The following is a 12,138-nucleotide window of genomic DNA, read 5'->3' on the forward strand; positions in this document are numbered from 1 at the left end:
AAAGCTGCCACTATGAGTGAACGACAGATCGATATTCTTCTCGATTCGCTGCTGCCTCTGCTTAAAGCGGGGGTGGCTTTTACCATTCCACTAACTCTTGTTTCCTTTGCCCTTGGCATGATTGTGGCAGTTCTGACCGCCTTGGCCCGGCTATCTTCCATCTGGCCGCTCCGTCTCGTTGCCGGCTTCTATGTTTGGGTCATCCGCGGTACGCCATTGCTGCTGCAGCTATTCATCATTTTCTACGGCCTAACTTATGTCGGCATCATTTTGAGTTCATTTACGGCAGCTACAATTGGTTTTACTCTAAGCGTCGGAGCTTACGGCTCCGAAATCGTAAGGGGCTCCATTCAGTCCATTCAAAAGGGCCAATGGGAAGCAGCAGCTTCGCTCGGCATGACGCGTGGACAAGCACTCCGCCGCATTATCATTCCGCAAGCCGCCCGCGTATCCGTGCCGCCGCTTGGTAATTCCTTTATCAGTTTGTTGAAGGATACATCTTTGGCAGGCAGCATTATGTACCTGGAGATGTTCCGTGTTTCGCAGCAGATCGTTGCTACTACCTACGAGCCGTTACTTGTTTACAGCGCGGCAGGGGTCATTTATTTGCTGTTCTGCACCGTCCTGACCTGGCTGCAAAGCATATTGGAGAAACGGTTGGCGAGATATTCCGCAAGCTAGGGAGGCTCTTATATGTCGGGTACAACTATGATTGAAATCAACAATTTGCATAAATCCTTCGGCTCCCTTGAGGTGTTGAAAGGCATCGACCTGACCTTGGAAAAGGGCAAAGTACTTGCCATTATCGGGCCTTCCGGCTCGGGAAAAACGACGCTGCTGCGCTGCTTCAATCTGCTTGAGGTGCCGGATCAAGGCATGATGAAGATCGGAGAGATGTCGCTCCAATTTCAGCAGGGCAATGGGATCCGTACGGCTGATACTTTGGCTCTCCGCAAGCGTACCGGCATGGTATTCCAGTCGTTCAACTTGTTTCCTCACATGACGGCGATCCAGAATATTATGGAGGCTCAGGTGACCGTACAAGGGAAAAGCAAGGCCGCTGCGCGCAGTCGCGCCGCCGAACTGCTTGGTAAGGTAGGACTTGGGGACAAGGCGGACGCCTATCCCCATCAGTTGTCGGGTGGGCAGCAGCAGCGAATCGCTATTGCCCGAGCGATGGCCCTCGATCCGGATGTGCTGCTGTTCGATGAGCCGACCTCGGCTCTCGATCCTGAACTTGTCGGTGATGTGCTGAAGGTGATCCGGCAGCTGGCTGCCGAGGGGATGACGATGGTCATCGTCACCCATGAGATGAGGTTCGCCGAAAATGTGGCGGATCATATCGTCATGATGGACGGCGGCGTCATCGTTGAGTCAGGCCCTCCCGAGCAGGTAATCGGCAATCCGCGGAGCCCGCGCGCGATTCAATTCCTCAATCGAGTGACCAACTACGATGTGACCTAGAAAATAGAAACCCGGTGGACCAGGCAGCTCTGGTTTATCGGGTTTTTAATTTGCCGACTGGAATTTTTCCTGCCTTGTCGATTTCACGATTGTTCGTTCGTCGTGTTCATGTAAGGTCAAATTCAAAGGGAAAGGTTGTTAAACTATTATGGGAGCCCAAATTCACTCTTATTTGATGTCGGAGGATGCAAGCGGTCAGGCTAATTTTTACATGGAGTCACTCGGTGGCGAGATTCAATTCCTGACCACATTCGGTGAGACACCGGGAACACCCGATGCGATGAAGGACAAAGTCATGCATTTGGCTTTCACAGTAGCAGGTACGAATACGTTAATGATTTCCGATTCATTCGAGCCGGTTTCGTATAACCGTAACATCAGTATTTCCTTGAACTATGATGATGTGTCAGAGGCTAGCACGGCATATGCCAAGCTAAGCGAGGGCGGCGAAAGCAAGTATCCTTTTGCACTTCAGCCATGGGGTGCTTATTATGGCGAAGTCGTAGACAAATTCGGTGTTACGTGGATGATTACCAAGCAGTAAGCTTTTGGGAAACTGCCCCCTGAGATTAGGTGTTTGTACTGGACGGGTGCACATACAGGCTGTTAAAACCCCTCATATGCTAAGTGTGGAGGGGAGCCCTACATGGTGAGCTATCGAAGTTCCACAATTAGTAGTAAATTGGTGAAAACGAAGTGGCTGCTTGACGGCGGCGCTATACAATCGTATGTACCTAAAACCGTAGCTTTTAACTACAGCAACCTGAAAGCGATGTTTGCTTTGTATCCAACCGTCTATTTCAAGCCCATTAATGGCTCGGGCGGCTTCAACATCGTGCGGATAAAAAAGCTGGGAAATAGTTATCAAATGCAACACGATTCAGCGAAAAGCAATTATCTGAGCTTCGATGTGCTCTATGCGAAATTGAGTAAGCGTGCCAAGCAGCGTCCCTATCTGCTGCAAAAGGGCATTAACCTTGCCACAGCTAGTGGCCGACCATTCGACATTCGAGTTATGGTTCAAAAAGCGAATACTGGAGCTTGGAAGAGTACCGGGGTTTTTACCAAAATAGGCAGGCCGGGAAAAGTCGCCACTAATTACAATCAAGGCGGGACGATCGGGTATTTCCCACAAACAATGCTCAAGGCTGGATTCAGCAAGGAAACCATCCAAAAGAAAGACCAAGAGCTGAGAAGACTTGGGGAAGCGGTTGGCCGAAAATTTGATCGGCACTCCAGTGGATTCCGAGAGCTGGGGCTTGATGTTGCCTTGGACGGCAGCGGCAGGGCTTGGATTCTTGAAGTGAATACCAGACCACAGTTCTACCCGCTGAAAAATATGGTGGATAAAAGCCTGTATCAACGCATAATTTCTTATTCCAGACAGTATGGTCGGACGAAGTAAGAAGTTTATGTTATAAAAGCCCCTCATTATTCTGTGAGGGGTATATTTCTTTATAGATAAAAAGATTCCTTTTAATCAATTTTTATCTATATTAGTAAGCAATTAGATTTCATAATGTATAATCTAACGATGGTCGTGATCCATTTTTAGGAGGTAATTTATATTAATACATACTATTCAGGAATAGGAAGAATGCTCGAGGGAAGAACTCCCCTTAATGAAGATGGTTTTTTTGTGCTATATGGAAACAATGAAGTTAGCTTCAGCAGTGCCAAACCCGAAGGTATTGAAAATGTAACTACGAGTGTATGCGGCATTGATCATAACGATATATTCCGGTTTCAACTATATCCGGAACAACTATCGCAAGCTTAAGCTTGATGCATATTGACTTTGCCCCAGGGTCAACGTTGTAGGATGTACACACAGACCATTGCTGGAAGGAGATTTCACCTTGCTTACCATTGGACTCATGGCTCGCTTATTCGGCATAACTTCCAAGACGCTGCGGTATTACGACTCTATTGAATTGTTTATGCCAGCTCGGATCGGAGCCGACAATTCATACCGACTCTACTCCCCGGAACAAATCCCAGAGCTGCGACGGATCTTATTCTTTCGATCTTTGGGACTAGGAATTGAGGCGATTCAGGAGCTGAAGCGCGAGGGAACATTGGACGATGTCGACAAGATCAAAAAACTCCTTCAGGAAAGAGCCTCCGGTATTCAAGATGAAATTGCCGCAAGGGAGAAACAGCTTAATTCCATCCAACGCATGGTCGAGTATGTGACGTTTACTGGAGGCATATCGATGGAACCAAAACTGGTAGAACAAGCGGAATTTACGATTATTGGCATGGCATGGAGCAGCTCTTCAAGCGAAGGTGATATACCTGGACTATGGGGGCGATTCATCCCACGGGAAGATCAAATAGAAGGAAAGCTGCAGCCCGCCGTCTCTTATGGAATTTGCCTGCCGGGCGTTGAAGAGGAATTCACCTATGTGGCGGCTTTTGAGTCCAATTCGGAGAACGTCCCCGAAGGGATGACAAAAGTAGTCGTTCCAGCACAGCGCTATGCTGTTTTTACTCACAAGGGCTCAATTGAGCAATTGGGTGACACGTACGAGATGATTTACAGCAAGTGGCTGCCGCTGCATGGGCTTCAGCTTGTGAAAGGAATTGACTTTGAGTTGTATGACAAACGTTTCAAGCATTCACAGTCGGAGTCGGAGCTGGACATCTACATTCCAATAGCCTAATTGGCAGCTATATCACACAGAAATAAAAAGGGATGCTGCGGACTGATCCGTGCATCCCCTTTTATTAGCCGCGAATAGTAGTTTCCAGCATGCTGTGGTAGCGACTGGATAGAGCGGCAAGATAGCTCTTCAAGTTCTTCCAGCTGATAAAGGCTATGGCGCCAATTATTGAGGCTATAACAAGTGCAAAGGGGAAGCTCCATACAATAGGAACTTCATACCCGGGGGCAATGGTCATATCAATCCAGGTAACGCCAAAGGAACGTATAATTCCGGCAATTACAATTATTACGGCGCAAAAACCAAAGCCGTAAGCTATTACCCCTAGAATCGGCACGACGGCAATGCTCAGCAGTCCTGCTGTGCAATAAAAGCCAATCATGGTCATAACTTCTTTGAAGGAGCGCGGGTTTGCCTGAGAAATATATTCGCTGCTATAAGCTTTAGCCAGTTTTTTCGGATCGCCTAATTTCGCTAAAATTTGTTTGTCCGATTGACCGTCCCGTAGCCCATGCATAATATGGCTTTCGATTTCTCGAATTGCATCCTGCTGTTCTTCCTCTGGCAACGCTTTTAAGCTTGCATGGAACTTATTCAAATATGTCTTTACCAATGGACTCATAAATACCTGCCACCTTTAATTTTTCAATTTGATATACAGCCTCGACAATCTTGCTCCAATCTTGAGCCATATTCTCGACTAGCTGTTGTCCTTGCGGGGTCAAGCGATAGTACTTCCTCGGTGGGCCTGAATCGGACTCTTGCCAGAACGATTCAAGATGTTTTTCATTAATCAGCCTGCGTAAAATGGGGTAAAGCGTTCCTTCCGTTACAGCAAGCGATTCCCAACGATTCAGCATCGTGACCAGCTCGTATCCATAAGTAGGTTTACTGCCGATTAAGGACAGAACGCAATACTCCAATATTCCCCGTCTAACTTGTGATGTCCACTCTGCCATAATTTTCATATCTCCCTTACTGGCAACATATTATCACACAGTACTGTGCCTTACAAGGTACTAAAGTAAAAAAATGGTGAGCTTGTCTATACCGGACAGGAGCAGAGGGGCTTGCAATCAATCCCTCTTTTCATTGACAGTTTGGAAGCGACAAGCCTATTTTAATAACGGTCATTTTGTACGGGATCAGTGTCGTTTTTATTCTTACTCATTTTGAATAATCCCGCTTTTATCATTTTTGAACAAATCCAGCAATTGCTCCATAATCAGCTGCCTGCCCTGCAAAGTCCAGCTATGCACAAACCAATTGTCGATGATTCTAACATTCCCGAGGCGAACGGCCGTTATTTGTGACCAAGAGGAAGTATGAGCCAAGCGTTGGTACACCGCTTCGCTACCCGCCCGGAGATGATGTTTATGGATGAACAGATGCTCGGCATCCAGCACATCAAGCCATTCAGGCTGGAGCTCAACTCTCCATTCATCTGCGGGTGTATCGGGTCCTGCCTTCAAGCCAAGCTCACTATAAATCAACTCATTCAGTGGGTGATTAGCAAGACCTTGAATTCCGATTGCCCGGTGATTGACCTGTATGATCGTTAATCGGTCGTCACCCATTGCCTCACGCAGCGCCAAGCCAACATCGGATATTCTAAGCTGGAGTCGGGTCAACAGCACATCCGCTTCCTGTTCGCGGTTCATGAGCTCGGCAATTTTCATGAAGTTCTGCTTCCAATCCCATCCGTCCGAATCAATATAAACCGTTGAGGCTATCTTTTTCAGGGAATCTCGAAACTCTGTATGATAATGATCTGCGATAATTAATTCCGGTTCGGAGTTACTTAATTGCCTCAACTGTTCGGCTAGCAATTGCTGATATTCCTGGTCCTGCATGCCAGGATATTGGAGCAAGTCCACGATTTGTACCGCTTCAATGCCCAGTGCCTGTAGATGGTTATGAAAGCCGAGCGAGGATGCAACAGCTACCTTTAGCTGCCCTCGCTTCATATATACGGTTGGTGAAACCCCGACCACTCGCTGAAAAATACGGCTAAAATAAAACTCACTGTTGAAGCCGACAGCGGCTGCAATCTCTTTGACACGCCTGTGATCCTCATCAAGCATTTTCTTCGCGTTCATTAAGCGGATATGATTCAGATATTCAACAGGGGGGATGCCGGTCATCTTCCGAAAAGTTTTTGAGAAAGCAACGGTGGAAATTCCTCCGGCTGCGGCCATTTGATTCATGCTGATTTTATCGGTGAAATGCTGCTCCATGAAGGTAATGACTTTCTCAATTCGCTGATCTTTCATCGTCGACAGGACCGGGGTATCGCTAGCCACTTCGTAAACGAGCTCTTCTAGCTGAATTCTCAGTTGGGTGGGGTCTTTTTTGTGTACCCCTTTGCTGTCCTCTTGCAGTTGTAAAATATGCTGAAGCACCCGCTGCGGCTGAGCAAGCGGCAGCGGGCCGGGGAGGAATGAGCCTAGTTGTTGCATTTCTTTGGCAACAGACAAGCCGTGTTTCGTTTTTGTAATCATCAGTGGTTCAAAGAATACACCATAATAGTCAAAACGGACGGACTGCTCCGGCACCTCAATCATCATCCCCGGTACGAGAAGATAAAGCTGCAACGGATAGATGCGGCATAAAACACCGTCCAGAAGCAGAATACCTTCACCTTCGGTAACCAGACATAACATATGCACCGGAATACGGTAGGCTTTTCGGCCAATCGCTGCAGGAAAACTCCTTTTACGAACCGATGAGAACATATATAACGAACTGACTTCTCTAGAATGATCTGCCATGAAAAGCTGCCCCCCTCTCTTGCCGAATAATCGGAAAATGATTCCTTAATTATAAGGTGCGAGAACGCAGGAGCAAATAGAACATATAAGGGGCTCCGAATAAAACAGTCATTAAACCGGCTGGAATTTCATGCGGAGAGAATATCAAACGCCCTGCTAAATCGGCCAGCATTACAAGCAGACCTCCCAATAGGGCTGCAATAGGCAGGCGTCTGTGGCTTCGGCTCCCCACTAAATAATGAGCCATATGCGGCGCCATCAGCCCGACAAATGCAATCGTGCCCGCCATCGCAACAGAGGAGCCAGCAAAGGCAACGGCAAGCAGCAAGAACAGACCGCGCATAAGCTCCAGGCGGACGCCAAGCCCCAGGGCAGACTCATCCGCAAGCTGAAAAATATCCAATGTACGAGCAAGCAGGAGCAGCAGCGGGAACAGGATGACCAACCACGGAAGCAAGGGCCAGAAATGCTCCCATGTCCGTCCATAAAGGCTTCCAGCCATCCAGATCGATGCCTGTGTAACCCGGAAGATGCCGCCAACCGTCAACCAATACGTAATAAGCGATCCAGCCATAGCGGTGATCCCAATGCCAATCAGCAGCATTCTTGTGGTGGAGGTTCCTTTTTTCCAGGACAAAATGTAAATCAAAGCCGCAGCTGCAGCAGCCCCACCAAAGGCAATAAAGGGTAGCCTGCTCATCGGAAACGTCGGAACAAGAATCATTACAGCGACCACAGCAGCAGCTGCACCTGAATTGAGACCGATAACTCCGGGTGATGCCAACGGATTACGGGTGATCACTTGCAAAATCGTACCGGAAAGCGCTAGTCCACATCCAACGAGGAAACCGGTCATCGCTCGAGGCAATCTAAGGTCCATCACGGTAAACGCATATTCCCCGCTGCCGCTCAACACGGTCCGAATCGCTTCAAGCGGAGGAACACTCCGCGCACCGGTGACCAGATGGAGCAAGAGAATAACCAGATTGGCTGACATGAGGATTAGAAGACAGCCTAGCCAGCGTCTTTTTTGAATAGAAGGGACTATGTCGCTCTCTCCTTTCGTTGGGCCAGGTAGATCAGGAAGGGAGCTCCAAGAAAGGCGGTTACAACACCTACGGGAATTTCCTGTTCCGGTAAAATGAAGCGTGCTCCTATATCGGCAAGCAGCAACAATAAGGAGCCTGCTCCTGCAGCGTAGGGAATCGTCCAGCGATAATCATGTCCCGCAATAGCGCGTGCCAGATGAGATACAGCAAGCCCGATGAAGCCGATCGGTCCAGCAATTGCAACCGAGCTTCCGGCAAGCAGCACGACTACAGCAACGCAAAGTGCCTTAATATAGAACACATGTTGACCAAGTCCCTGAGCCATCTCTTCTCCGAGTCGGATGATATTGAGATGTTTGCTAATCAACAGGCCGCCTATTAGGCCGATAGCCATGATAGGAAGGACTTTCCAGAATGTCTCCATTTCTCTGCCGGTAAGCGACCCAGCCAGCCAAAATCGTATCGTATCCAGCGATTGCTCATTGAGGATCAGGATTCCCTGAGTAATCGAAGCGAGCAGCAAATTCATCGTAGATCCGGCTATAACAAGCTTGATCGGGGTTAAAGCTCCTCTGCCAAGTGAGCTGAGCAGAAAGACGAATATGCCGGCAAGTGCTGCTCCCAGCAGAGCTGAAGAGGCGAACAGGTAAGTTGAAGCTGAACCTGAAACGAACATAGCGATAACGATTGCCAGTGCGGCACCGTAATTGATTCCGAACAGCTCCGGCCCGGCAAGATCATTGCGACTGAGTGCCTGCATTACACAGCCCGCGATCGCAAGGGAGCATCCAACGACCAGCGCAACGAGCGCTCTTGGCAGCCGGACGTCGCGAACGATTAATTGTTCCCTTGAGCCGTCGAACGACCAGAAGGCATCCACAATGGAACGGAAGGGGATAGATACAACACCTATACTGATGCTTAATAGGAAGGCCAACAGCACAAGGATGAACAGAATGATCAAACCTATAATTTTAGTTTTCAATCCTCTAACCTCCGCCTCATAACAGGAAAAGAAATAGAAAAATGGGCCGTATAATAACGACCCAATTATTGTAAAATTTTATTTTACGAGAAATTTATTTAAATCATCCACAATTTTTGTGGCTGCCTGTATGCCGAGGCCGCTTAGCCAGTATTCCCAATCCACCGAATGGACGTTTTTGTTCTGAACGCCTTTCAGGGAGCTCCATAACGAGCTCTTCTCCAGCTTGGCGAACGCATCGGCTTCACGGTCGAACCAGAGGATGACATCGCCATCCAACTCTGCGATTTGCTCCTCGGTCACATCCTTAGAGAACTCATCGTTATTCTGGGCAGCTGGGCGTACAACGCCGGCATCATTCATGATTGCGCCAGCAAATGTAGCTTTCATATAGATCTGAATTTTATCGGCACGTGGGCGGAAAAGGGAAACCGCGGTACCTGTTTTGCCAGCAATTTTCGATTTCAGCTCTTCGGTTTTTTGCTGATAAGCTGCGAGGAGTTTATCTCCTTCGGCCTGCTTGTTCACTGCTTCCGAATGCAGCTTGAGGTTCTCTTTCCAAGTCGTGCCCAGCGTCTCTACGAATACGGTCGGAGCGATTTCACCCAATTGCTTGTAAATAGCATCATGGGTATCCTTGTTGCCGATAATCAAGTCCGGTTGCAGGGCATCGATTGCTTCCATATTCGGTTCGTTGACCGATCCGATATTTTTAATTCCATCTGTATTTTTCAAATACTTAGGATAAGGATCTCCCGCTGCCAAAATAGAAGGGGCGCCGATCGGCACAATGCCCATCTCCAGCAGATTATCGAGTGCTCCGATGTCCAGCACGACGATCTTAGTTGGATTAGTTGGTACCTGCACATCTCCGTAAGCGTCTTTAACCGTCCGTGTATCGCTACTCGTTTCAGTACTTGCTTCATTAGTCGTATTGCCCGTGTTACTACCGTTACTACTGTTAGCCTTACCGTTGTTCCCGCTTGAGCAGCCTGAGACCAAGATTATAACCAGTAGTAGTAACATTCCTACTGTTCCTTTATTGCGACGGGTATGCATGGAATGACCGATCATGAAAACTTTCCCCCTGTGTCTAATTGATAATGATAATCATTACCTGTATTAGAATAACTTATGTTGAAAGGTAAAGTCCATGCACAAACATTTAGATCTCATAAACTATTTCATACTTAGCCCTGTTATTACAGGGGAATGAGGATAAATCAGAGCATTCATACTGAAAAGAGGGATCACCGTCGAAACGGTAATCCCTCTATTAGCTTCTACAGGCTAATGGATAGATGCTACTTCTGCACGCCCCATGAAATTGTGCTGATGGAGTCCATTTCATTTTTGGTCAAAGCAAACCTCATCGCATTCACATTTTCCTGCGCATGGCTGACTTTAGTAGCGCCTGGAATAGCAAACACTGTGTTTCCATTTGCGTTTATCATCCAATTCAACACAATTTGCGTAGGCGAAGCGTTATATTTCACAGCGAGCTTATCAAGCTCAGTGATGAGTGGTTGTGATTTTTTCAAACCGGACGGTCTGAACGCCGAGCCAAATTTTCTCGGTCCCTTGATAGCACGGACAAGGGCTTCATCCTTATGGAATTTACCGCTTAATATTCCTTGCTCGAGTGGCGAATAGGCAATAATAGCAACTCCAAGCTCTTTAGCTGTGTCTAAAATTCCGTTTTTCTCGATTTTACGATCCAACAAGCTGTATTTAACTTGATTGGATGCCAAACGGAGGCCATGTCCTTTCAGCACTCGATCCGCTTCGCGCATTTGCTGGGCGGAGAAGTTGCTGACACCGACATGTTTGATTTTTCCTTGCTTTACCAGTTTAGCCATGGCATTCATTTCACTAGCCACTGAGGAGAACGAATAAGGCTGATGTACCTGATGCAGATGGATCGTCCGATGATCAAGCATTTGCAGTCGCTCATCGATTGTTGCACCAATACTGCTGGCCGTGCGGAAAACAGGCCACCATTTTGTAGCGATGTGGGCTTCCTCTGCCAAGCGGGTATTCGTTGTTTTCAAAGCGGCGGCTAACATTTGCTCCGACTCGCCATGACCGTAAAATTCAGCGGTATCAAACCAATTAATGCCTCCGTTTAAGCTAGTTTGGACGATGTTAAGCACGGATTCAGATGGGAGAGTTGGCCAGAACTTTCCTGAGATTCCTGTTCCATTGCTGAACTGCCAGCAGCCCAGTCCAAGAGGAGAAAGCATTAAATCCGAATTTCCCAACTTACGTGTTATTGGAGTTGTTGTTGTTGTTTCCACTGTCATCGTAGTCACCCATTTCCTCTATTTTTTAAGCCGATATTCCTTTGAAAAACAGTTCGAAAGTGAACGCCATTTGATTCGCCAGCTTTTCATCTCCCAAGCCTTTGCCCCAATACAGTAAAACGCCGTCATAGGTTTGCACCGCAAGATCTACGATTATTTCGGCTGGCATGGCTGGGCTGATTTCGCCTCTTGCTTGGGCAGCTGTTATGATATCCGCGAGAATCTGCTTGAACGAATCATTTTTCGTTTTTTCCAGCTCCAGCAGCTTCTGATGAGTTAGGGTGGACTGGAATAAAGCCAGTATCAACGAGCGGTCCCCTGGCAAACGCCTAACCATTTCCATCAGGAATTCTCTTACAAGTGGAATGATCGGGCCTGGGTGGTGGCGTAATTTAGATAACTCTTCGGTAACCAGCACCAATTGAAAGTCGCAAAGAACCTCTTCCTTGCTCTCAAAGTAGTTAAAAAACGTCCCTTTGGCCACACCGGCATGCTCTGTGATTTGATTTACCGTTGTCGAGGCGTAGCCTTGCTGTGAAAATAGCTCTACAGCACAGTTGATGATGTTCTGCCGTGTAGCTTTTTTCTTTTCTTCGCGGTTCAAGATGACCAGCTCCATGTATGATGTTCTCATTGAACAGCCGTTCAAGGATAATTATGACCATAAGTATAATATTATTAATAGATTTTAGCAATTGGACTTTATGAGATTGAATATGAAGTCATATGTAATGTTCATATATAGTGTAGGGGTATAGTCTTAGATTTAATGACTATTGGTCATGTAATGAGTAAAAAAGAACCGCAGGAGCTTTAGCTCAAGCGGTTCATCTTTTTGATTCGGCTCAGCTAGCTTCAACCGTCATATCCTTAACTCTAATGGGTGAAGCTCATACGCTA

At 47.3% G+C, this 12,138-nt stretch carries 13 protein-coding genes; 5 read left to right on the forward strand and 8 right to left on the reverse strand.

Features of this window, described 5'->3' with window-relative positions; all coding sequences use genetic code 11:
- The first annotated feature begins 12 nt into the window (after nt 1-12).
- The 5 genes from CGZ75_RS17150 to CGZ75_RS17175 all read left to right on the forward strand — a co-directional run bounded on the left by CGZ75_RS17150 (nt 13) and on the right by CGZ75_RS17175 (nt 4,130).
- Nucleotides 13-681, forward strand: coding sequence for an amino acid ABC transporter permease (locus tag CGZ75_RS17150; protein ID WP_089525460.1), 669 nt, complete (start codon nt 13-15; stop codon nt 679-681).
- Between the two features lie 27 nt (nt 682-708).
- Nucleotides 709-1,464 carry an amino acid ABC transporter ATP-binding protein gene (locus CGZ75_RS17155; RefSeq protein WP_089525942.1) on the forward strand — a complete coding sequence of 252 codons (756 nt, stop codon included), beginning with the start codon at nt 709-711 and terminating at the stop codon, nt 1,462-1,464.
- Between the two features lie 148 nt (nt 1,465-1,612).
- Nucleotides 1,613-2,008, forward strand: a complete 396-nt coding sequence (locus tag CGZ75_RS17160; protein WP_089525461.1) for a VOC family protein — start codon at nt 1,613-1,615, stop codon at nt 2,006-2,008.
- Between the two features lie 102 nt (nt 2,009-2,110).
- A complete protein-coding gene (locus CGZ75_RS17165; protein WP_245850894.1) occupies nt 2,111-2,869 on the forward strand; it encodes a YheC/YheD family protein in 759 nt (252 codons plus the stop codon).
- Between the two features lie 454 nt (nt 2,870-3,323).
- Nucleotides 3,324-4,130: a MerR family transcriptional regulator gene (locus CGZ75_RS17175; RefSeq protein WP_089525463.1), complete on the forward strand. Its 807-nt coding sequence runs from the start codon at nt 3,324-3,326 to the stop codon at nt 4,128-4,130.
- 64 nt (nt 4,131-4,194) lie between these two features.
- Here the strand turns inward: CGZ75_RS17175 and CGZ75_RS17180 are convergent, their stop codons facing one another.
- From CGZ75_RS17180 to CGZ75_RS17215, 8 genes are all read right to left on the reverse strand, one after another.
- Nucleotides 4,195-4,752, reverse strand: coding sequence for a DUF1700 domain-containing protein (locus CGZ75_RS17180; RefSeq protein WP_089525464.1), 558 nt, complete (start codon nt 4,750-4,752; stop codon nt 4,195-4,197).
- Nucleotides 4,721-5,089 carry a PadR family transcriptional regulator gene (locus CGZ75_RS17185; protein WP_089525465.1) on the reverse strand — a complete coding sequence of 123 codons (369 nt, stop codon included), beginning with the start codon at nt 5,087-5,089 and terminating at the stop codon, nt 4,721-4,723. The genes CGZ75_RS17180 and CGZ75_RS17185 overlap by 32 nt, the downstream gene beginning before the upstream one ends.
- 204 nt (nt 5,090-5,293) lie before the next feature.
- The gene (locus CGZ75_RS17190) at nt 5,294-6,901 is read right to left on the reverse strand and encodes an AraC family transcriptional regulator (protein ID WP_089525466.1); all 1,608 of its coding nucleotides are present in this window, start codon (nt 6,899-6,901) and stop codon (nt 5,294-5,296) included.
- A 49-nt stretch (nt 6,902-6,950) separates the two neighbouring features.
- Nucleotides 6,951-7,898: a FecCD family ABC transporter permease gene (locus CGZ75_RS17195; RefSeq protein WP_089525467.1), complete on the reverse strand. Its 948-nt coding sequence runs from the start codon at nt 7,896-7,898 to the stop codon at nt 6,951-6,953.
- 47 nt (nt 7,899-7,945) lie between these two features.
- A complete protein-coding gene (locus CGZ75_RS17200) occupies nt 7,946-8,935 on the reverse strand; it encodes a FecCD family ABC transporter permease (RefSeq protein WP_176444894.1) in 990 nt (329 codons plus the stop codon).
- 78 nt (nt 8,936-9,013) lie between these two features.
- Nucleotides 9,014-10,009, reverse strand: coding sequence for an ABC transporter substrate-binding protein (locus tag CGZ75_RS17205; protein ID WP_089525468.1), 996 nt, complete (start codon nt 10,007-10,009; stop codon nt 9,014-9,016).
- A gap of 230 nt (nt 10,010-10,239) precedes the next feature.
- Nucleotides 10,240-11,238, reverse strand: coding sequence for an aldo/keto reductase (locus CGZ75_RS17210; protein WP_245850945.1), 999 nt, complete (start codon nt 11,236-11,238; stop codon nt 10,240-10,242).
- Between the two features lie 25 nt (nt 11,239-11,263).
- Nucleotides 11,264-11,857, reverse strand: coding sequence for a TetR/AcrR family transcriptional regulator (locus CGZ75_RS17215; RefSeq protein ID WP_176444895.1), 594 nt, complete (start codon nt 11,855-11,857; stop codon nt 11,264-11,266).
- Between the last annotated feature and the right edge of the window lie 281 nt (nt 11,858-12,138).

This window comes from Paenibacillus herberti, from assembly GCF_002233675.1.
GTDB classification, from domain to species: Bacteria; Bacillota; Bacilli; order Paenibacillales; family Paenibacillaceae; genus Paenibacillus_O; species Paenibacillus_O herberti.